Below are 22,247 nucleotides of genomic sequence, written 5' to 3'. Positions count from 1 at the left end.
ATAGCAGTCGCGCCTAGGGTTTTAGGACATAAACAGATGCTAAAATCTAAATAGAGAACTCTTTTCCTGCCTGTTCCCTGTTCCCTGTTCCCTGTTCCCTGTTATTAATATCTTGAACGATCCGAAAACCAGCGTGTTGATAGAAATTGGGACGAAACCAATTGCGATAATATTTCAACGCTTCTGTGCCGTTTGTAATCCAATATCCTCCTAACATCATTTGATGCTGGGTATCAAAAAAGATGGCTGAATTGTCTTCATAAAGGAAATGGGGTTCATATCCTGAAAGGGGGTTTAAATGATCACTTAACCATTCCCAAACATTCCCCCGCAAATCATAGAGTCCAGAGTAACTTTTTGCCGTTTCTAACATTCCAACAGGACTCGGTGAACCGAATTTAAAATTGAGATTGTAATGGTCTACATCTCCTACTAAACCATTACCGTAAGTGGCGACATTGTACTCGGCTTCATTCATTAACCGAGTTCCTTCACCTTTCCAACGACAATAAGCCATTGCTTCATAGTAATTAACTTCTGCTGGCCAATCTAACGGTAAATCCATTTCATCAAACTGAGCGCGATATTTATAACTCCCATTTTCTAATCGCCAAAATTTGGGATGTTGGATATTATTTTCAGTTTTCCATTGCCAAGATTTTTCATCCCAATAGTCTTGATTTTCGTAGCCACCCGCCTTAACAAAATCCAGAAATTCGCTATTAGTAATTAGATATTTACTCGCTAAAAAAGGTGCAACTTCAACGGTGCGTGACCCATAATCAATATCCCAACCATAGGTTGGATCATCAAAAGCTTTACCCAGTTTTGCAATTCCACCTGCAACTTTTACCATTTCATTTTCAGGAGTAAAACCATTAGAAGGGGCATATTTCCAGTCTGAAGGACGTTTAACTCTTTCAATGGGTAACTGGCGAAATAACATTGAAGAGGTTTCAATGTGAATGCGCTGATGTTCTATTCCCATGATTAACGCCCACAGGGGATAATCGGGAAGAATTGGCAAAGTAATCGGCGTTTTTTCAATAAATTCTGATAGTATTTCTAAAACTTGTTCTCGATATTGCCAAGCCGAGGTAAGGTCTGGCCATTCCAAATGAGCGATCGCTTGATTTAATTCGGTGGGTGTTTCGGGATCAACCCCAACTCCAAACAGAATTTCATAGTCTTGATTCAGGCTTTCTTCTAATAATCCAACGCGCATTAATTTATTAATATAGAAAGCCGCCGAATGTCCGAGATAAAAAATAAGCGGATTTCTCAAAGGGTCAGGATTCAGATAAAATGTATCTTCTCCGACTAAACTTTTCAGAAGTAGATCTTCGAGTTGCCAAGCTTCCTGAAAATAATTGAGGAGGGTTTGGCGATCGCAACAATCTAGTTTGGGAGGACAATTAGATACAAGGGTGTTCATGGGTAATGACGATAAATGTTTTCTCAAAATAAAATCCAAAAATCGGGTTTTATTGTTCAATTTTCTCAACAAAATCGTTTCCAGCTTGACAAAGGATTAACCCAAACCATTGTTTTGGATCTGTCCAAATTTTTACGGTTTTGAGGTGCTTGTACTCCAGTTGTTTTTGCAGAGATGCTAAATCAAATTTGCGAGAAATTTCAGTCAGAATAGATTCTCCCTTAGCCAAGAAAACTTTTAAATCTAAACGGTCTAGGGATACCCAATGACTCTTTTGGCAATTCAGATACATCTCGATTTGATGATCTTCTTGATTGTAAATCGCTTGATGGGTGAATAAATTTAGGTCAAAATTGCCTTGAAAACGCCAATTCAAATGGGAAAGCATATTAAGATTAAAAGCTGCGGTAACACCCTGACTATCGTTATAAGCTGGCTCTAAGATGTCTTTGGGTTTTTGTAAATCAATTCCCAATAGAAAGTAATCACCGGGTTGTAATGTTTTGGCAATTTGACTTAAGAAAATATCACAGTCTCTGGGATTAAAATTCCCCATAGAACTCCCTAAGAAAAAAATCATCCGTGATGATACTGGGGTTGATTCTAGCTTAACTAACGCTTGTTCGTAGGTTCCGATTAATCCTTGAATTGAGAAAGTCGGATATTGTTGTTGTAGTTTGACAACGGTAGAGTTAAGTATGCCACCGCTTACATCAATGGGAATATATTGAGATCGATTGGCAATTTTTTGATAAGCATCTAACAGAAATAGTGTTTTTGTAGAACTGCCACTCCCTAATTCTACCAGTTCACAACCCCCTGTAATTTGAGCAATTTCATCGGCATATTGGCTCAAAATCCAGGCTTCTGTTCGAGTGGGGTAATATTCGGGTAACTCGCAAATTTGTTCAAATAAGTTTGATCCGTGATCGTCGTAAAAATATTTGGGCGGTAAATACTTAAATTCGTTAGTTAATCCTTGAATAACATCTTCACCCTCCCGATTTAGATGTTGATTTGATTGAGCAATATTTTGCAAACAAGTTGTTAACATCACGTTCCTTTTTTTTAATTTTAAATGTTCTATCAACATAATTTCATACTCAAAATCAATCGTCAAGATTTACTTTTAAAAATTTTACATTTTAACAATCAAAAAAATAGCCAAATTTGTGTAGTGCTTAAGTAGAATTTAAGCATATATTTGTGTTAATTTAAGCCAAAAATTACTGATTAAATCTGAGATGATATCCTCCTGAATTACTGTTTTATCCTGTTCTACCCTTTTTAAAGGGAGTTAGGGAAGATTTAATATCAAGATAAAGATCAATATATTATCACCCTTCCCTATTCCCAATTTCCTTTAAATCATAAATTTTGACCTTGATCAACTCGGAAGGCTATAGCAATCCCAAATCGGTTGTAATAATTTAAAACTGATATGAAACAGCCAAAAGTATTATCCCTGTTCCCTGTTCCCTGTTCCCTGTTCCCTTTTGAACCCAAATTTTGGATACAACTCAAATAGGATTGCTATAGATTTAATTGTTGGCTGCTTTCTGACTTTGTTTATAGTGTTCTGGGTCGGTTCGGAGATCGACATATAAGAAATCGATTCCCTCTTGTTCTAGGAGTTCTAATATGGCTAGGTTCAAATTTTTCTCCGCATCAAAGTAGAGATTGTCATCATTAACAAAAGCAACGATGTTAATCACACGGGCATTATTTTCAATCTTGCTAAACCGAACAATCATCTCTTTAGACAAGCCGTCAATAAATCCGGGCATTTCTCGAATTGCATCACAGATTCGAGCAGTTTGCTTGGCTGAAATACTATCAATTTTGAGCGTTAAACTAATGCCCCATTTTAATTCATTACCTGGATTTTGTGACCAATTTTCTACGATTCCGGTAATCATTTTAGAGTTAGGCATTTTCACAATTGAACCCCACTGATAAACATGGAGGGTTGTAGTTCTAAATCCTATACTCATGATTTGTACAAAACCCTGTAATCCTGAGACTGAAACCCAATCGCCTTCTCGATAGAGACCATCAGAATAGATAATAACGGTACAAAACCAGTCATAAACAATATCTTTCAACAGCAAACCTAAAGTAATCCCAGCACCCCCTAATAGACCCACCAGTGCTGCTGCGGATTGTCCTAAAAATATTTCACTGACTTTAATTGCGATGACGATAATGGCTGCCGATTGAAAAATCTTTGGCATCAAGGGTCTGAGTAACTCATCGAGTTCAGTTTCGGTACGCAGCAAGACGTTAGCAATTAGCTGCCCGAAGATTGAAGCACTGCGATAAATTACATAAGCAATGATGAAAAAAACAATTAAGTTGAGAACTTTAGTAATTGCTTCGCTCAATTGTGGCCCAATATTGGTCGCCAAAATCTCCTTGACGAGCCAAAATCCACCAATCAGAATCAGCCAACTTAAGGCGGGTTTGATAATCGCAATTAACTCATCATCTAGTGTACTCTCGGTTTTTCGGGTTAAATACTCAATGCGTTTAATAATTGCTTCGATCAAAAATCGTCTGAATACCTGTGTTATTGTCAGGATCAGAATCACTAGAATAATTTTGCCGACTGGGACACCTGAAACATCGATATTGATGTTTTTTAGGGTGTTTAAAATTTGTTCCATAATTAGTTGATCTCCTGGTATAGTCTTCTTGGACAACTCCCTGGCCGTAGGAGACGTCGGTGAACCCGTTTGCCTACAATACTTTAGGTGAAAAATATAAGAAATATATGAGATTGACCCCTACAAGTTAACCGATTCCTTCCTTCAGAAGAATCCTGTCTTGATCAAACCCCTTAAAAGTGCTTAAACTGCTCAAAATTATGCCGTCCCGTAAAGTAGTCCCAAGCCAAATAAGCGACCTCAAGATGTCGGCTACCGGAGTTAGCACTGAAAGCTTTACGTCCGTGAAGAATTCTCGCGTTTTGCATTAACAAACAATTGCCAGGTTGGAGGCGGATACAGTATTGGTAATCGGGATTTTCGATATAACGAAAAAATGCCGAGTAAGCTGTATAAAAGGGTTCCATTTTATCAAAAGATAAATTCCAATTATAGGCATGGGAGTGACCAAAGTTAATCTCCTCTACTTCTCCTTGGTAATCAAGTTTTAAGATGGTTTGTGTGCGCTGGTAATAATATTGAAACTCTATGTAAAACTGTTGAAACTGGATCGGGGTTTGGGCTAAAATTTGAAAGTATTCTGGATGATCTTTACGAAAGTCTTGGGCGATGCGAAACCCATCTACTAGAATGCTTTCCCCACCCAGTACCGTATTTTCTACCATGTAAAAACAGACTATCAAGGGGGGATTATACCGATTCGGGTAATCGGTGTGGGGTGATAGGGGATAACCCGTTTCTCCTAAATCATTCGCTCCTGGTTTGAATTTTACCGGAGCAAAAGCTCCGTATTCGGTGTGATAGATTGGCCCGATGTTGTCGGCGAGAAAAGGCGCTAATTCCTCTAATTTCATGTTTTCTAGGACAGTAAATCCTAGCTGGAAAAGTTCCTTAACCCAGGAGGTACGATCGCAATTGGGAAAATCATGATACTGGGGTGAGTAAGCTTCGATCCGGCTTTTGTCCCAGAGAAATTTTTCTTCTTTCCCCTTTTCACTCCGACGATGGGGTTGATCGTAAGCATGAATCATCAACCAAGAAAGGGGAAAAATACTCTGATGGGATGGGTTTTCATCCCAGTCGATCGTTAATTCTTCTTCCCCTAATTCTACGGATAAAGGTTTGGGAGGAGTGGTGCGATCGCTAATATTATGAATTTTCTGGAAAGAAGTGGGATGGCGACACTGGGGACAAAGGCAATTATCGCGTAACCAAATGTAATGAAAGCGTTTGTCTTCAACTGTGAGATAATTAGGGTTGAACATTGTGATGAATGATAGTTTAGTTAATTGAGGTTTTGTGGGCTGGTTGCCCACTTTAGAAATCAGGTTTTTCGGGCTGATTTTAGGACTTTAACAGCACCTCTAATTTATCTTTTAGGGATTCTTTCCCGTTTATGGTTTGATAACCGTTGTATTCCAGGGTTTCTCCCTTGGGAATTAGGGTTTGACAGAATACTTCTTGAGGGCAATTATTTTCATCCGCGATTAGTACCCGCGCTTCATGTCCATACAGCAAAACTTCAGAACGTTCCCGATGTTCATTTGCCCAAATTATCAAAGTATCTCCAGCTTGACACAATAGTGCCCCGCCACCATTGGGACAAATTTGACCCGATCCAGATTCTCCTGGTAAAACATAAGTTGACCAGCGATTTCCATTGTCAATATTAACAATTTCCACTTCTTCTAAAGGCAAAATACCGACTTGTTTCAGTAAGTCTTGATCAATGGTGACACTACCCACATAATGACGGTTAGCCTCTGTTACCCGAACTCGATGAAGTTTGGCGTGCATCAGTTTAATTGTAGCCATGATTTTTCCTCAATTTTCTTTTGATAGTTGGGATTTGATTGTGCAAATTGGTGTCAAGAGTTAGGTTTTTGCCACAGAAAAGCATACATAGGTTCTACTTCAAAGGCATTAAATTCCTTCCGCTCAATTAAACGCCATGACAACTCTTCTAGCACCTGTTTTAAAGATTCATTAGTATTGTAGTAGTCTTCTCGCACCGTTAGGAGAAAATAGCCTCCAGACTTTAACAAAGAAGATAAATTTTTTAAAGCTTGGGGATGAACATGACCAAAGGTGAAAACGCCTACAGAAATAATGGCATCAAATGATTCCTTGTCAAATGTTTTTAGGGATTTTTCTTCTAAGTTTCCCAGGTACAAATCCCGATAAACTTGTTTTTTTCGAGCAATTTCTAGCATTTCCTCGGAAAGATCGACTCCTACAATTTGGGTATATCCAAGTTCGGCAAGCGCTTCTCCCACCATTCCTGTACCTGCACCAGCATCGAGGATGATTGCATCTTTTTGGGGCAAGAATTGGGCTAAAGTTTGGGCTGAATTAATCGGAGAAACCCGATAGGATTCATCTAATTCTTGATCATAGATTCTCGCCCAAGCATTGTACTTATTCCGTAAGGTTTCTTTATCATTTGTTTCGTAAATCCAAGTTAAGCGATCGCTAACTTTCGTACAAAGATAAAATCCCCATCCTAACTCCCTTTTATCAATAGCCTCGCACATTTTTTGATATGCTATGCTTAAATCTGGATATTTTTCAAAAGCCAGTTGAGAGAGCAATTCATAGCTTTTTTTGAGGTGGTTGCTCAAGTCTACTTTTTCCCTAACCAATAAGCCTAACTGACTGAGGAAATCTGCATAACTCTCAAAGCTAAAAGTAGGTTCAAAAAGTAATCTTTCGTAAACATATTGCCAACCCGAAGGGCTAATTTCTGGGGTAGGCGTTATCAAATCATCAAAGAGAAATATTCCCCCTTCTTGAAGAACTCGCTGAATTTCTTGTAATGCTTTCTCCCTTTGCGGAATGTGATAAATTGTGGCTTGACTCCAAACATGGGTAAAGGAATTATCGTCATAAGGTAAGTTAGTTGCAGATGCTTTCTCGAAGGAAATATGCAGGTGAGGATAATTTTTAGCTTTTTCTTGAGCATTATTAACTCGCACACCGCTTAGATCGATGCCAACAACTTCACAACCCGTTTGTTGCGCCAGCCAAATCGCGGTGTTACCATTGCCACAACCAATATCTAACACCTTGGAAGAGGCATCAATTTTGCTTTGTTCGAGCATATAGTGATTCCATCGTTGACAAGCCTTAATAAACTCTTCAGGCTGAGAGTCTTCTAAGTTGTCAAAATACCCCCAATGGAGACTGCCTTCTTCATCCCAGAAACTTCGATATAGACTATCTTCACTATCGTAAAATGCTTCGGTTTCTGCTTCGGTGAATTTTTTTAATTTCATTGTTTTTGTACCTAAATAATAACTTGAGTTACTGAGTTCGAGTGCTGCTTGGCAAATTTTTTCATAAATAATATCAGCGTTTCTACTGCTTCTAGGGTGACACCGTTATAAAGACTAACCCGACATCCTCCTCTAGTGCGATGTCCGGCTACTCCAATGATTCCCGCTTGAGAAGTTTCGTAAATAAACTGTTTTTCTAGGCTTTCATTTGGAATTGTAAAAACCACATTCATTTGAGAACGGGAAGATGGCTCTACAGGACAATGAAATAAAGACGTTGAATCAATAAAATCATAAAGTAATGAAGCCTTCTTCTGGTTAATTTTTCCTAGCTTTTCCAGTCCCCCGATATCTTCTTCAATCCATCGTAAAATCTGCCAAGTGATATAAATTGAAAAGCAGGGCGGAGTATGATAATTAGACTTGCTTTTAATATGGGTGCGGTAGTCGAAAAATTCAGGTAGGCCCTCGCAAATTTTGGTCAACATTTCTTTGCGAATTAAGACAATAGTAGTCCCGGCGAGTCCAACATTTTTTTGAGCATGGGCGTAAATAACACTCAAGTTGCTAACATCAATCTGCTTACTCATAAAATCGGAACTCATGTCAGCAATCACCGGAATCGGAATTTCTGGAAAGCTATGAAATTGAGTACCAACAACGGTGTTATTGCTACAAAGGTGAAGAAACTTAGCGCCCGGACGGGTATGAATCTGATTTAAGTTGGGAACAGAGGTGTGGTTATAATCAGATGATGAAGCGATAATTTTTAAGTCTCTCCCTAAACTTTGTGCAGAGCGAATCGCTTTTCCTGTCCAATATCCCGTATCGATATAATCAATTTGATCACCTGGTTGAGAGAAATTCATGGGAACCATGAGAAATTGCAATGATCCTCCACCTTGGAGGAAGATAATCTCAAATTGATCATCTAAACCCATCAACTTCTTAATGCGTTCAGCACTATCATCAATGATAAATTGAATCTCATCACTGCGATGGCTTAATTCCATCACACTCATCCCCGTACCATTGAAGTTAAACAGTTCTGCATGAACTCTTTCCAAAACGGGTAAAGGGATAGCACCAGGGCCAGCATAAAAGTTGATCGCCCGACGATCAAAAAAGTTTTTTTGTACTTGAGTTTCTGGGGGAAATATCATGTTTTTGATAATTTTTGGGTAGCAACTGATTAATTCCGAGCTATTTAGTTAAGTTTTATAAAATTCCGATTAATTTTTACCTAAAATTCTGGTTAGTTCCTACAATCATTACCCCACAAAAACCTAGAGCGTAAGTTTCCATTGAGAAATGATTAGACTCCAGTAACTCTTGAAAATAGTTGAGGGGATAAGCATAAGCAGTATGTTGTCCATCTTCCATAATCACCTTATTTCCATTAATACTATTTACTTTGTAGCCACAATTTTCGTACAGTTTCAATCTTTCCTGCATGACGGCATCACTGCATTGATAGGTGGAAATAAAAATTTTTTCTTCAACCCATTGACTCAGCCCCCTAAACACATCTGGATGAATTTCTGGGGACATATTACCAATGGTATTCCAAGCTAAAGTGGCAAATTGATAGGTCTTAGACAGAAGAGATGGTAAATCCTTGGCATTCATAAGAATCACATCAACATTATGCAAATTCTTGGTTCTGTTTCTGGAAACATTGACCAGATATTCAGCATAGTCAATGCCGAGTATTTCTCCCACAACTGGGGCAAGCATCTTCAGATACCGACCATCTCCACAGCCTATTTCTAGCAGACTTTTAGCTCCTTGCAAATGCTTTAATAGAAAAGCTTCCTCCAGTGCCATATATTCTTGAATCGCTTCAGGATAATTCTGATATTCAAGAATTGCCAGACCTTTTTCCTGTTCGTAAATATTTGTACTTTCCATTGTTTTTTAGAAACCTCGATTAATGGGTTTTTGGTATATAAAATCTCAAGCCAGTTGTTCGAACAGTTTGAGCAACCGTTCTGTCTCCACATCAAAACAAGTTTCTACATTAAGTGGATTGGTTTCTTCATCACGGCGATCGCTATGCCAGTTAAGCATCAATAAGTAAGGTAGTGGAAAAATATATGAAAAATATGAGAAAAAGAAAATTTCTGATTTTCTGATGTCATTCCCCTGCCAAAGATACCGCTTCCTGGTTAATTGGTAAGGTAAAATAAAAGGTGCTTCCGGCTCCCAAGACACTCTCTACCCAAATCTGTCCTTGGTGCTGTTGAACGATACTCTTGCAAATAGCAAGTCCTAACCCCGTTCCTCCCTTGTGTCGGGAGTCGAAGAAGCTCGAAGAAAGCTGGAGAACCAGGGCTTCAGTCTGCCTCGTAACAGATGCTTGAGAATCCCCTTGACTTTAATCAGAGGGTGCGTCAGCCACACTAATAGAAGACTTGATGATTCTCTTCTCAAGAAGACTCACAGGGAACATAATTCCTGGCTTCTTTGTAGGAGGATTCAGTGTGTTAAATACCCTGTCCCAAAATCCGTGAATCCCATAGTTTCCCTTAAAATCACTGTGATGAAGATCGTGAAAATCTGAGGGAATGAAAAATATTGACAAAGAACTATGACCTTCTAAATTGTAAGCATTGCCTATAACAGTCCAGGCACAGATTTGAGTGATGTCATATCCAAATATAAAGATAGGCAAAACGTCTGTGATGGTGACAATAATATATTCAATAAGGCTCTTATGTCCAGCGACAAAACTTGATGAATCACGAAACTCATGATGTTTAAGATGGATTTTCAGCAAGAATTTTTTATGCAAGAGCCAATGGGCGACGTAAAAACAGAAATCAGCAGCAACTATTCTCATCAAAAACCATCCCAGATTGAGGAGTAAGCTATTTCCTCTATGAACTTCGGGAGCTAGATATAGAATTATTAACGCGGATATAAAAGCTTTAATTTCCCCTGTAATGATTCCTTTTAGGGTAAATGAAGGAAATGCTTGCTTTTTTACTGGCTTAACCCTTGCAGTCAGTTTATCCCGCAAAATATCGTTGCTTTTGATTCCTTTCTCAATGAGAATACCAAGTAAATAAAATGATATTGAACCAACGAACCAGTACAACAGCACCTCTGTTAAAAAGTTGAGTTCGACATTGTTTAACAGAAAATAGAATACCTGCTGAACTATTGTGCAACTAATAGCAATCTTGAGATAAAATTCAATCTCAAAACATAAATTTAAAATTATTTGCATCTGTTTCATTGTAGCTGTTAACTATTGGCAAGGTTTTAGTAGAAGCTAATCTTTTGGAATGCTCGCTTGTCAACATTACATTGTCCTCTTACTCAAGAAGGTCTATCAACTAAGCAAGGTAGAGGAAAAATATAAGAAATATATGAGAAGGAGAAAATTTCCCATTCTCTCGATCATTCCCCTTGTGGCTGAACGGGTAAGGTAAAATAAAAGGTGCTTCCTGTGCCCCACACACTCTCTACCCAAATCTGTCCCTGGTGCTGTTGAACGATACTCTTGCAAATAGCAAGTCCTAACCCCGTTCCTCCCTTGTGTCGGGAATCTTGTACATCCACCTGCTGAAATCGACCAAAAATTGTTTCGAGTTTATCCGCAGGAATCCCTCGTCCGCGATCGCAAGTAGAAAAGAGAATATAAGGTAGTGGAGTATGGGTGTTCTCCCTGACTTTCTCCATCGCTTCGACAACCTCTGCTTTTATTGATACTGTACTACCCGCAGGCGAAAACTTGATAGCATTACTCAACAGGTTGGTTAAGGTTTGCACGATCGCGTCTGGTGCAGCCCATACCGAGACAGCAAGCGGTGTCCAATCCAGATGGATTTTAGCAGTATCCGCTAGAGGCTGCACAGTTTCAACGGCTTGCTCGATCAGATCCGTCACCTCACAAGCTTCCTTCACCAACTCGGTTTTTTGCGACTCCAATCGTTCTAAATCGAGGATATCATTCACCAATCGCACCAGTCGCTCACTATTATTAAGAGCAATTGAAATCAGATGGTTAAACTTTTCAGAATTGTTGTGATAGAGTCTTGATTCCAAGATACCGAGAGAACCGTGAATGGCAGTCAGGGGAGTTCGTAGTTCGTGACTGACAATGGAGATAAATTCATTTTTCATTTGTTCGATCGCATAGCGATCGCTAATATCTTGAATTTGGGCAATAAAGTAAATAGGATCTTTCCGGCTATCTCGGACAAGCGATACATTCACCAGAACCCAGACAATATGACCTTGTTGATGCAAATACCGCTGCTGCACTTGGTAGATGTTAATTTCACCTGTGATCGCTCTTTGTACTTGCTCTAAATTCGTTGCCACATCATCAGGATGGGTAATTTCTGGAAAAGTTTTGGTCAGCAATTCCTCTTGAGAGTAACCCAGGATTTGACAAAGCGATCGATTGACACGAATAAATTGACCCTCAAGCGCTACTAATGCCATGCCGATAGGAGCATCTTCAAAGGAGCTGCGAAACCGTTCTTCACTGCGTTGGAGTTCCTGGGTGCGTTCGGCAATCTGGTGTTCTAGCTCTCTGGAATAATCGGTTAAAATCCGCTCGGCTTGTCGTCGTTTCGTGATATCTTGAAAGGCAAGAATAGCATAGAGAAGATTGCCTGCTGCATCAAAAAACGGAATGGCATGAATCTCCAGGGCTACTCGCTCACCCTTGACTTCGATTTCGATATCATCTACGAAAGTTGTCTCGCCGAGCAGTGCTTGTGTAACTGGCAACTGGTCTACAGGATAAAGTTGATTAGTTCCTGCTTGATAAATTTGATAGGCTGCGGATAGTTGTTCAAGGGACAAGTTGGGAAGATTTCCTCGCCCTAAAATCGTTTCACCGAGTTGATTGAGTAAAATTTGATTTCCGGTGCTATCAAAGACGCTGATTCCCACTGGAACGTTGTGCAGAAGATGCTCAAATCGTTGTTCGCTCTCTTGCAGCGATCGAAACGACGTTTTAAGCTGATGCGCCATCCGTTGAAACGCGATCGTCAGCCGTGCTACTTCACCGACTCCAGAGATTTCAACTGGATAATCTAACTGTCTTTCGGCAAGAGCTTCTGCGACTTGCTGCAAGCGACGAATGGGGATAGCAATCCAACGCGCACTCAACATTCCTGTCCCTGCTGCCACGACTAAAGTTAGCCCACACAACAGCCAGGTTCGCTGGGTATTAGCATGAATGTCTGCCATGAAATCGGATTCGGGAATGATCACCACCACCAGCCAATCCAACCCGTATGGATCTTGGTAAGGAGTCACCCGGACAAACTGCCGCTCGTGGTTACTCATCAGCGTCAGTTGTTGGGTTGTTTGCAGGGTACTCAAGTTGCCAAATTTGTGGGTAAGTTGCCGAGCAATATCTCGTGTTCGGGTATCCTTGCTATTTACCGCTAATAATCGCGTTGGTTCCCCTAAAGCTGGCTTCACAAAGGGTAGCTCTAGGGTAGATGTGGCAACCAAATTGCCAGAACGCTCCATGATAAAAGTCTGTCCAGAGGGTGAGAATTTTAGCTGATTCAGAAAGGTATTGAGTGCAGCCAGGGTAAAATCAGAAGCAAAAACCCCCCGCCATTTTCCGGTAGCGTCGTAGATGGGAGTGAGGGCGTAAATTCCTAAAGTCGGTAAAATCTTGTAAACACAAATGGGCGACCAAGTTTGTTGACGAGCAGCTTTGCCATAGCGATACCAAGGAGCTATGCGGTTATCAATCTTGAAGGTATAGATGAGTTTGCGAGGATTGCCTTTGGGGTCAACCAAATAATATTTCCGTTTACCGAGATCGTTACTTTTCAAGCTATAGAAAAAAGGCATACTAACCGACAAGTTTTCCCCAGTAACTTTTTCCGATTCTTTGACAATTTCTTCACTCTGAAAACGACCATAAGCAATGACTTCTGCTTCCTCGTTGCTAAAGAGGACACCTTCGATTAAGGGGTTAAGGGTAACTTGTTGCCAAAATTGCTGTTGTAGCTGCTCAAAGTTTTTCAGGTCAAGGGTTCCCTGCTGTACTGCCAAATAGTTTGCGGCTACAACGTCTTGGGGGGTGTGCAGGTAGATGGTGAGGCGATCGTGAATCCGTAGCGATACCTGTTGCGTGAGTTGGTCTGCCAGTTCCCTGACTGATTGCTGTCCACTGCGATCGGACAAATAACCGACTATCCCAACCGCTCCCACCAATTGCAACATAAATGGAACTGTCAGCAACACTCGGATCGGAATGTTGGCCAAGCCCTGATAGCAGCGTTGAAGTAAACTTGCTCTTTCGCTCATAAAGCAATCATAATACTATACCAGTTTTTTCAACCTATAAAATAAACCTAAATCGATTTGGGATAGCTTTATTATAATTGGAATAATCTTTAAATTTGAGAATAATTTAGCTAGTTATTCATAATAATTGATTTGTTATTTAACATATTATTTCAACCCCCCTTACAGTCCAATGGAATATAAAATATAAATTTCTTAAAAAAAGTTGAAAATTTAGCCCCCATTTGCGGAATGTGGGATTTAGACTGGAGTACCTTAATTTTCTTCATGTCAATTCATGATTTCTGTAGGAATGGAAGGAGGAATTTCTACTGTTTTCCACTCTAAAACTGCATAAACTTCGACAGGTTGTTTACGACCTTTAACTTTGACTTCCCCTAAACTTTTCAAGATAATATCTTGATGAGTTTCTAGGGCGGCAGCCGTTGATTCATTAATTAAAATATTATATTCAGGATATTCTTTAGTTAAGGTTTCCAAACGGGCCGCCACATTCACCGCATCACCAATCACCGTATATAATAACCGTTCTAAGGAGCCAATTTGTCCCGCAACCACCTCGCCGCTACTAATCCCAATTCCCGCATGAATCGGTACTTCCCCCCGTTGAATTCGCCGTTGATTTAATTCTCCTAAACGTTCACGCATAGTTAATGCCGCCGCCACTGACCGCCATTCGGTTTCGGCTGGGGATAAGGGGGCGCCGAAAATTACCACAATTGCATCCCCAATAAAATTATTAACATATCCTCCCCAAGGGCGAATAGCGTCAGTCATTTCTGTTAAATATTCATTGAGAAATGCTACAACTTCTTGCGGTTTCATTTCTTCCGATAGGGTAGAAAAATTGCGAATATCGCTAAATAAAACGGATACCCAACACAATTCTCCTCCTAATTCCAATTGACCTTGTAATAATTTTTCTCGCACTTCTGGCGAAACCACACGACCGAAAATATCTCGTTCTCGTTCTCGTTCTCGCAGTCCCACAATCATCTTATTAATCGCCTGGGCTAACACTTCTAATTCTTGACAGGTTTGAATTTCCAGTTTTGCCACTTCTAAATCCCCATTTTCAACGCGATGGGTTATTTTCTGAATCTGTTTAATGGGTTTAACAAAAAATCGATCACTCACAACAATTCCTAACGCCGTCGTTCCAATAATTAATGTGCTAATAAACACCAATAAAATTTTATTGTTTCTTTTAATTTGATCCATATATTTATCTTCAGGAATAACTGTTCCCACCAACCAATCTAATTTATTCATGGGAGTCAATGATATATAATAAAATTGGTGGGTTTGGGGATCTTCGTAGCCCCACTGTTGAGGATATCTAACCCTTTTTAAGTCAATTCCCCGTTTTTCTAAGGTTTGGACAGCAAGCTGAAACGCAGGATTTTTAGAGTATTTTAATAGCTTGAGTTGAGGTTGATCCTGACCTTTAATTTGAATGGGATTATGTTCATTGGGATCAGTAGAAGCAATCATTTCTCCTTTAGAGTTAATCACAAAAACATCAATATTTCGTCGTCCTTTTTGTTGTTCCTTTAAACGTTGAGAAATTTGTTTCAGTTCAAAACCGACACCAATAATTCCTAACAATTCATCTTCTTGATAAAGGGTGATATTAGAATCAATCCCTGGTGTATTGGTGGAACGATAAACATAAACTGTCCAAGCGGCTTTACCCGGTGTTTTTAGAGCATCTTGATACCAAGGACGATGAGGAGCATACCAATTCGGTTCTTCAATTTGAGTTGTTCCTATAAATTGGAGAGCGTTTTCTACTAATTGATAAATATCTGTGGTTTTTACTGCTAATTTTTCATCGGGATACCATTGGCGAAAATGAAGTTTTAATAATTCTTGGGGATCAAGTTTAGAACGATCATTTCCTACAGATAAACGTTGTGCACCAACATAATTACCATTAGGGTAGGCAAACTGAACAAAACTAAAATTGGGATTAGATTGCAAAACACTGAGAAAAAATTTATCCCGTTGTTGCGGATCATTAATATCAATTAAATTCCGAGTAATGGTACTCCCAATTAAATCTTGTGTATAGGATACATCTTGAAATAAATCGGCAAATTCTTTAGATGTTGATAGGGCAATTTCCTCATTAATTTGAGTTACAATCTGATCGATATTTTTTTTAGAAGTAAAGTACCAAGAAAAATAAACAATTGCTGTAGTAAAACTGATCATTAATAGAATAAAACCTGTAAGCAGAGTTGTTAAACTGATGCTGGTTTCGATTCCCTGATTTTTGTGAATTCCTTTCATGGTGATCTGGCGATAGGATAGGGTGGATTAAAAAAATTCCATTCTTAGTATGTTGGCTGGACTGGGAGGATGGATCAAGTTACAGTGTTCTAACGGAAGAGTTTGAATATAGATGCAGGAGTTGATGGGGCTCTGTAAAATATAGTACCTAATTCATGAATGTCTGTTACCTTAAAATAAGTTTAATGAATCGATACTGATCAAGTAGGAGAGCCTTAGAAGTTAAGATATAGTTTAGGGGCATCAGATTCAACCTAGGGAAATTTCTTCATAGGTATCCCTCTATACTAACAATGAGATGTTTCAGGGGTGCTATATCGATACCAGGAGGGTGATTGCCATTGAAAGCTCGATTCCATAAAAGATTTAACGGGAAAATCCTTAGTGTTTTCTTCATCATAGTGGTAGGAATTGGGATTTTGTTTCCATCCTTAACTTCATTCTCTCAAACTCATCAAGCTCCAGTAAAAAACCGGGAAACAACACCGTTAGTAACCGTTCCGTCTTCATCTTCTAACAATCCGCCTGTAAAACCCCCTGAATCAACTCCAGAACTCAGTTTAGGAAGCTACGGAACTGCGGTTAAACAATTGCAAAAGCAACTCAAGCAAAACGGTTATTTTACAGGGCCAATTGATGGGATTTACGATCAAAAAACTGAATTAGCCGTCTATAATTTCCAAATTAGTATGGGATTATTGGCGGATGGGGTTGTAGGTCAAGACACCTTAAAATCTCTCAATAATTCTGCGCTATTGACTGCATGGACTCCTGTATCAACGCCTCTAAATTCTGCCTCTAATCTTCCTCCCGATATTCAAGGAATTTTGGATCAAGGGGAACTGATTGTTGCGGTTTTAGGAACGGATAACCCGCCCTTTTTTAGCGAGAATTCCCAGGGTGAATTAACCGGATTAGATATTGATTTAGGTCAAGCCATTGCCACCGAATTAGGGGTTAAAGTTAAATTTGATCGGTCAGCAAAAGTTTTTAATGAAGTTGTAGATTTAGTATATCAGCACAAAGCCGATATTGGCATCTCGAAATTAAGTATTAGTATGGCAAGGGCTAAAAAAGTCCTGTTTTCTTCTCCTTATGTCAGTATGCGTCAAGGATTGTTGGTGAATCGTTTAGAATTAGCGAAGAAAGCTCAAAATAAACGCCCTGAAGAAGTTATTCAAAATTTAGATGGAAAATTGGGCGTGATTCAGGGAACTCAATATGCGTTATTTTTTGCCAAAACTCGATTTCCCCAGGCTCAAGTGGTTGAATTTGAAACGTGGGATGACGTTGTAGAAGCGGTGAAAAAAGGAGAAGTCCTAGCTGCTTATCGAGATGAATTAGAAGTGAAAAAAATTGTACTCGCTCAACCTGATTCCGCTTTAGATATTCAAACCGTCGCTCTTACGGATACTAAGGATGCACTGGCGATGGTTATTCCTTGGGATTATAACCATTTTCTAGCATTTGTCAATACTTATCTGGATCTGAATAACTTAAACTATACTGTTGAAGAGTTAATTAATAAATATCCAGATATTTTTAAGCAGGAATCCTAAATTCAAGGAATTAATAATGGGACACAGGAGAGTCTACCCATGAAGCCATTAAAAAAAAAGAGTTTGAGATCTCAGGTTATTCATATTTTAAAAAATCCTTGGCTCCTGCTAATTAGCATTATTTTTTCTATTGCTACAGGATTGTTAAAACCGTCCCTGGCTTTTCAACTTGAACCCATTGGTCAGATGTATTTAAGCTTGCTGAAAATGTGTGTTTTGCCAATTTTAATTTCAGCAATTACGATGAGTATTGGGCGACTTATGGCTTCTAATAATGCGACTAAATCCATCAAACGCATTATTATTATCTTTCCGGTGTTAATGGTATTCATTGCCGTAATTGCGATATTAGTTGCTGGAATCACAAAACCGGGAACGGGTTTAAGTACAACAACCCTACAAAACCTAGGGATATTAGTGAATAAATCAGGAATTGATTTAGAAGTGGCCTTAAATCAACCTTTACCTCCCTTAAAAAATCAACCCGGATTAGGAAGTTTTGTGATCAGTATGATTCCCGATAATATTTTTGATGCCCTGAGTAAAGGGGATACATTAAAGGTTTTATTTTTCTCTATTATTTTTGGAATTTCTTTGGGAATGGTTCAAGATAGCACCCCAGCATCTCAGGCTTTTTTAGATGGTTTAGAAATTATTTATCGCACCTTTAATAAATGGATTAGTTGGTTAACCTTGCTGCTGCCATTTGGATTATATAGTTTGCTTTCGGCACAAATTGCTCACACCGGATTAAACGTTGTATTTGCGATGGTGAATTTTATTGCGGTGGCTGTTTTTACTTATTTATTAATTTATGCCGTGAGTACCATTTTGATTTGGGTGCGATCTCGATGTCCATTAAGTTATGTCTTTTCTATGGCTCAAGAACCCACAATTTTAGCCTTAGCAACTACAAATGCTTTAGCGTGTTTACCCTCAATGATTTCTACTATGAGTCAGGGTTTAAAATTTTCTCTACAAACCACAAACTTAGTTGTTCCTTTGGGGGTCACGGTCGGTCGTTTTGGTCAAGTGGTTTATTTCACCTTGGCGAGTGTTTTTGTTGCCCAACTGTATCAAATTTCGATTGGTGTATCGGGGTTAGCTATTATCATTGTCGGTTCGATTTTTGCTGGAATGGCCAGTTCAGGGGCGACCGGAATTGTGACCTTAACGACCCTGAATGTTGTTCTTAGACCTTTAGGATTACCCTTAGAAGCCGCCTTAGTTTTATTTATTGCCATTGACCCGATTATGGATCCGTTTCGGACATTATGTACGGTACATACGGGAATGGCAGCGACGGCTTTAATTGCGGATCAAGATCCGAAGTTTTTCCCCTTAGAATCAGAATCTCAACAAGATTTGATTACCACTTAAACTGGGTTGACGCTTCTGGTGCAAATTGCTCGCTTAAAATCTGTTCTTCGACGGGATAGGTATGACCCGAACAATTAATCACCACTCGTTCTTGAGGTTGGATGATTCCCCGTTGAGCCAGTTTGATTAATCCTGCAAACGCTACAGCCGTCGCAGGTTCGACAGAAATTCCTTCGGTTTGAGCTAACAGTCGAGTCACGGTATACGCTTCAGCATCCGTCGCCTGTTCCATCGCTCCCCCATATTTCTGCATTAAATCATAAAGCCAACTATAGGCAAAACCCGGATTTCCCGTTGCTAATGTGGCGATCGCCGTTTTTGGGTCTGTAACGGGAATGGCTTCCCGTTCACCTTTTTCAAAAGCTTGTATCATCGGATTACAACCGGAGGATTGAATCATTCCTAAACGGGGCACTTGATCGACCATTCCCACTGCCATCATTTCCTCAAACCCTTTAACGACTCCAATGGGCCCCATCGCTCCACTCACTCCTTGAATAAACCAGTCTGGAGCTTGTCCATGCAGTTGTTCTCCTAACTCCAGGGCCATTGTTTTCATACTTTCCCCACTGGTAAAGCTTTTCAAGCCACTATCTAAAAAAATCCCCTGATTTTGAGCAAATTCCGCAGCTACTTGTTTGGTTTGATCATAGGTTCCAGGGACTTTGACCGTTTCTGCACCATATAATCGAATTTCTCGGATTTTTTCATCGGGGGTTAAACCTGACAGAAAGGCCCAAAGTTTAATACCCGCCCTCGCTGCATAAGCTGAATAGGAAATAGCCACATTCCCCGTTGAAGCTAAAACCATTTCTTTAATTCCCTGTTCCTTCATCACGGAAATTGTCACGGAAGCTTGTCGATCTTTAAAGGAACCTGTGGGGTTTTGACGTTCATCTTTAATATAAAGATAATCTAAACCGATTAACTTTCCGAAGCGTTGGGCATGAATTAAGGGTGTCCAACCTTCCCCCATTGTGACAATATGATTGAAATCAAATAAAGGTAAAAGTTCGTGATAGCGCCACAAACTGGGGTAACGCCTGGAAAGTTTGTCTTTCCAGTGGGAATGAACTAACTCTTCGAGATCATATTCCGCTTGAAGAATGGTTCCACCACATTGAGGACAGACAATGGATGCTTTTTGATAAGCGGTACTCTGAGAACAAGAATTGCATTTTAAATGAATCTTTTTTGTTTTTAAATTCATTTTTTATTCCTATTACACATTGAATTTAACTCGGTTCACAATTAAGTTTCGACTGATAATAAGATTTAACAGGAAACTGTTGACCCTGATACAGAATATTTTCTACTTTCAATTGTTACACTAGGATTTGAAGAGTGTAAACAATTGTAAAAATGCTCAAAGTTCTGCAATCACCACCGACAAAAACCCCCTGTACTTTTAGAGTCAGGGGGTAAAATTGGATCAAAGATTAATTTAGGCGTGTAAAGTTAAAGCTCTAACAAGGGCTTAACTTAGTTAAGATTGGGTTGAGCTTCCAGAACACTTTCAGGAACGCCTTCAAATTTCTTGAAGTTGTCCACAAACAACTGAGCTAATTGTTTGGCTTGTTTTTCATAGGCTTTGGGATTCTTCCAAGTTTGTACCGGATCTAAAATTTCAGAAGGAATTCCTGGGATATTTTCGGGTACTAACACTTTGAAAATCGGATGGGGATAGAACTTGGCGTTATCTAAGGTTCCATTGACTGCCGCTGACACCATAGCACGAGTATAGGAGATCGGAACCCGTTGTCCGACTCCGTAGGCGCCACCTGACCATCCGGTATTGACTAAATAGACGTTGGTTTCAGGGTGTTCTTCTAATCGTTTTCCTAATAATTTGGCATAGACTGACGCAGCCAAGGGTAAGAAACATTTGCCAAATCCGGCGGAAAAGGTGGCTTCTGGGTCTTTAATTCCCCGTTCTGTTCCGGCGACTTTGCTGGTATAACCGGACATGAAGTGATACATGGCCTGTTCTTTTGTCAGTTTGGCAATGGGAGGTAGCACACCAAAGGCATCTGCTGTGAGGAAAATAATTGTTTTGGGATGGCGACCAACCCCCGGAATCACGGCATTGGGAATATACTCAATGGGATAGGCAACGCGGGTATTTTCCGTTAAGCTGCCATCATCATAATCAGGAACACGGGTGTCATGGTCTAAAACCACGTTTTCCATTAAAGACCCAAACCGAATGGCGTCCCAAATTTGGGGTTCCTGTTCCCGACGCAGTTTAATGGTTTTGGCATAACAACCGCCTTCAAAGTTAAACACTCCATGATCTGACCAACCATGTTCATCATCTCCAATTAAATAGCGTTGGGGGTCAGCCGAGAGGGTGGTTTTTCCGGTTCCTGATAACCCAAAGAATAGGGCGGTGTGTCCGTCTGCATCCATATTGGCGGCACAGTGCATGGGTAGCACATCGGCTTTGGTCATGAAGTAGTTCATCAGGGAGAAGACGGATTTTTTGATTTCTCCAGCATATTTTGATCCGCCAATAATTACCATTTTTTTGGATAGATTCAGCACAATAAACGCTTCACTATTAATGCCATCATCTTCAGGATCGGCGTGTAACCCTGGAACAGCAATTACGGTAAAATCAGGGTGATGGGTTTTAAGTTGTTCGGTGGTGGGACGAATAAACAATTGTTGGGCAAATAAACTTTGAGAAGCCCGTTCTGTAATCACTCGTACCCCATATTGATAATGAGGATCAGCGCCGACATAACCATCAAAAATGTATAAATCCCGTCCTTGAACATAAGACCGCACCCGACGAAACAGGCGATCAAAATTGAATTCAGGGATAGGAACATTCATTTTGCTCCAGTGAATTTCATCCCGGCTTTCGGGTTCATCCACAATGAATTTATCATGGGGTGAACGTCCGGTATATTTTCCGGTTTTGACACATAGAGATCCATTGGCTGCGAGAATGCCTTCTGCCCGGGCAATGGAATGTTCAACTAAGGTAGGAATGGGTAAGTTGCGATAAACATGACCTAGGTTTCTGAGTCCTAATTCTTCTAATCCATAATGGGGTAATTCTAATAAATTCGGGTGTTCTGAATATTTTTTAGTCGTATTATTTGTTGGAAAAGCACCTTCCTGCTCGGCTAATCGATTATTAATTAAAGTTGAAGAAGACACATCTTGATAGACATTGTGATTAACGGTGTTTGTGGTTTCCATCGTTTCTAGTCTCCGGTAGATAAGGGATCAATAGGAAATTTTCTAGGATTGTGGAACAGGCATCCTGCCTGTTAATAAAAATGAAGAAGGGTGAAAAATTGAAGAATCGCTGAACTTACAAACTCGATTATGACTG

15 protein-coding genes and 1 pseudogene are annotated in these 22,247 nt (G+C 39.7%); 2 read left to right on the top strand and 14 right to left on the bottom strand.

What is annotated here, in order from left to right; all coding sequences use genetic code 11:
• Positions 1 to 46 precede the first annotated feature (46 nt).
• From ovoA to H6G57_RS05190, 12 genes and pseudogenes are all read right to left on the bottom strand, one after another.
• Complete coding sequence (ovoA, locus tag H6G57_RS05245) at positions 47 to 1,435, bottom strand: 5-histidylcysteine sulfoxide synthase (protein ID WP_190516599.1); 1,389 nt, start codon at positions 1,433 to 1,435, stop codon at positions 47 to 49.
• Between the two features lie 49 nt (positions 1,436 to 1,484).
• Positions 1,485 to 2,489 (bottom strand): L-histidine N(alpha)-methyltransferase, encoded by a 1,005-nt coding sequence (gene egtD / locus H6G57_RS05240; RefSeq protein WP_190516597.1) that lies wholly within the window; start codon positions 2,487 to 2,489, stop codon positions 1,485 to 1,487.
• Between the two features lie 487 nt (positions 2,490 to 2,976).
• Positions 2,977 to 4,101 (bottom strand): mechanosensitive ion channel family protein, encoded by a 1,125-nt coding sequence (locus tag H6G57_RS05235; protein WP_190516596.1) that lies wholly within the window; start codon positions 4,099 to 4,101, stop codon positions 2,977 to 2,979.
• 173 nt (positions 4,102 to 4,274) lie between these two features.
• Positions 4,275 to 5,366 carry a TauD/TfdA family dioxygenase gene (locus H6G57_RS05230; RefSeq protein WP_190516594.1) on the bottom strand — a complete coding sequence of 364 codons (1,092 nt, stop codon included), beginning with the start codon at positions 5,364 to 5,366 and terminating at the stop codon, positions 4,275 to 4,277.
• A 79-nt stretch (positions 5,367 to 5,445) separates the two neighbouring features.
• On the bottom strand, positions 5,446 to 5,916 hold the full coding sequence (panD, locus tag H6G57_RS05225) for an aspartate 1-decarboxylase (RefSeq protein ID WP_190516592.1): 471 nt from the start codon (positions 5,914 to 5,916) through the stop codon (positions 5,446 to 5,448).
• 53 nt (positions 5,917 to 5,969) lie between these two features.
• The gene (locus H6G57_RS05220) at positions 5,970 to 7,376 is read right to left on the bottom strand and encodes a class I SAM-dependent methyltransferase (RefSeq protein WP_190516591.1); all 1,407 of its coding nucleotides are present in this window, start codon (positions 7,374 to 7,376) and stop codon (positions 5,970 to 5,972) included.
• 11 nt (positions 7,377 to 7,387) lie between these two features.
• Positions 7,388 to 8,539 (bottom strand): 3-phosphoserine/phosphohydroxythreonine transaminase, encoded by a 1,152-nt coding sequence (gene serC, locus H6G57_RS05215; protein ID WP_190516589.1) that lies wholly within the window; start codon positions 8,537 to 8,539, stop codon positions 7,388 to 7,390.
• A gap of 76 nt (positions 8,540 to 8,615) precedes the next feature.
• The gene (locus tag H6G57_RS05210; protein WP_190516588.1) at positions 8,616 to 9,287 is read right to left on the bottom strand and encodes a class I SAM-dependent methyltransferase; all 672 of its coding nucleotides are present in this window, start codon (positions 9,285 to 9,287) and stop codon (positions 8,616 to 8,618) included.
• 226 nt (positions 9,288 to 9,513) lie between these two features.
• Positions 9,514 to 9,699, bottom strand: a pseudogene (locus tag H6G57_RS05205) (ATP-binding protein); the annotation flags it as partial.
• 54 nt (positions 9,700 to 9,753) lie between these two features.
• Positions 9,754 to 10,608, bottom strand: a complete 855-nt coding sequence (locus tag H6G57_RS05200) for a sterol desaturase family protein (protein WP_190516586.1) — start codon at positions 10,606 to 10,608, stop codon at positions 9,754 to 9,756.
• A gap of 173 nt (positions 10,609 to 10,781) precedes the next feature.
• Entirely contained in the window at positions 10,782 to 13,667 is a 2,886-nt protein-coding gene (locus H6G57_RS05195) for a PAS domain S-box protein (RefSeq protein ID WP_190516584.1), read from the bottom strand.
• A 270-nt stretch (positions 13,668 to 13,937) separates the two neighbouring features.
• Positions 13,938 to 15,884 carry an adenylate/guanylate cyclase domain-containing protein gene (locus H6G57_RS05190; protein WP_190516583.1) on the bottom strand — a complete coding sequence of 649 codons (1,947 nt, stop codon included), beginning with the start codon at positions 15,882 to 15,884 and terminating at the stop codon, positions 13,938 to 13,940.
• Positions 15,885 to 16,381: 497 nt separating this feature from the next.
• Between H6G57_RS05190 and H6G57_RS05185 the strand changes: the two genes are divergently transcribed.
• Complete coding sequence (locus tag H6G57_RS05185) at positions 16,382 to 17,521, top strand: transporter substrate-binding domain-containing protein (RefSeq protein WP_190516581.1); 1,140 nt, start codon at positions 16,382 to 16,384, stop codon at positions 17,519 to 17,521.
• Between the two features lie 39 nt (positions 17,522 to 17,560).
• Entirely contained in the window at positions 17,561 to 18,901 is a 1,341-nt protein-coding gene (locus H6G57_RS05180; RefSeq protein WP_190516579.1) for a dicarboxylate/amino acid:cation symporter, read from the top strand.
• Here the strand turns inward: H6G57_RS05180 and H6G57_RS05175 are convergent.
• Both H6G57_RS05175 and pckA read right to left on the bottom strand, forming a co-directional pair.
• Complete coding sequence (locus H6G57_RS05175; protein WP_190516577.1) at positions 18,891 to 20,111, bottom strand: threonine synthase; 1,221 nt, start codon at positions 20,109 to 20,111, stop codon at positions 18,891 to 18,893. The two genes, H6G57_RS05180 and H6G57_RS05175, sit on opposite strands and share 11 nt — an antisense overlap.
• Positions 20,112 to 20,383: 272 nt before the next feature.
• Positions 20,384 to 22,111 (bottom strand): phosphoenolpyruvate carboxykinase (ATP), encoded by a 1,728-nt coding sequence (gene pckA, locus H6G57_RS05170; protein ID WP_190516576.1) that lies wholly within the window; start codon positions 22,109 to 22,111, stop codon positions 20,384 to 20,386.
• Between the last annotated feature and the right edge of the window lie 136 nt (positions 22,112 to 22,247).

Origin of the sequence: Planktothrix sp. FACHB-1365 (assembly GCF_014697575.1) — a bacterium.
Lineage (GTDB): Bacteria > Cyanobacteriota > Cyanobacteriia > Cyanobacteriales > Microcoleaceae > Planktothrix.
Note: the sequence above shows the minus strand (reverse complement) of the source record. Positions and strands in the feature narration are given on the sequence as shown.

Bases quoted from the DNA above. Each gene is read 5' to 3' on its own strand.
- ovoA (WP_190516599.1), bottom strand. From the start codon at position 1,435: ATGAACACCCTTGTATCTAATTGTCCTCCCAAACTAGATTGTTGCGAT.
- H6G57_RS05220 (WP_190516591.1), bottom strand. From the start codon at position 7,376: ATGAAATTAAAAAAATTCACCGAAGCAGAAACCGAAGCATTTTACGAT.
- H6G57_RS05235 (WP_190516596.1), bottom strand. From the start codon at position 4,101: ATGGAACAAATTTTAAACACCCTAAAAAACATCAATATCGATGTTTCA.
- H6G57_RS05190 (WP_190516583.1), bottom strand. From the start codon at position 15,884: ATGATCAGTTTTACTACAGCAATTGTTTATTTTTCTTGGTACTTTACT.
- pckA (WP_190516576.1), bottom strand. From the start codon at position 22,111: ATGGAAACCACAAACACCGTTAATCACAATGTCTATCAAGATGTGTCT.
- panD (WP_190516592.1), bottom strand. From the start codon at position 5,916: ATGGCTACAATTAAACTGATGCACGCCAAACTTCATCGAGTTCGGGTA.
- H6G57_RS05180 (WP_190516579.1), top strand. From the start codon at position 17,561: ATGAAGCCATTAAAAAAAAAGAGTTTGAGATCTCAGGTTATTCATATT.
- egtD (WP_190516597.1), bottom strand. From the start codon at position 2,489: ATGTTAACAACTTGTTTGCAAAATATTGCTCAATCAAATCAACATCTA.
- H6G57_RS05195 (WP_190516584.1), bottom strand. From the start codon at position 13,667: ATGAGCGAAAGAGCAAGTTTACTTCAACGCTGCTATCAGGGCTTGGCC.
- H6G57_RS05200 (WP_190516586.1), bottom strand. From the start codon at position 10,608: ATGCAAATAATTTTAAATTTATGTTTTGAGATTGAATTTTATCTCAAG.
- H6G57_RS05175 (WP_190516577.1), bottom strand. From the start codon at position 20,111: ATGAATTTAAAAACAAAAAAGATTCATTTAAAATGCAATTCTTGTTCT.
- H6G57_RS05210 (WP_190516588.1), bottom strand. From the start codon at position 9,287: ATGGAAAGTACAAATATTTACGAACAGGAAAAAGGTCTGGCAATTCTT.
- serC (WP_190516589.1), bottom strand. From the start codon at position 8,539: ATGATATTTCCCCCAGAAACTCAAGTACAAAAAAACTTTTTTGATCGT.
- H6G57_RS05230 (WP_190516594.1), bottom strand. From the start codon at position 5,366: ATGTTCAACCCTAATTATCTCACAGTTGAAGACAAACGCTTTCATTAC.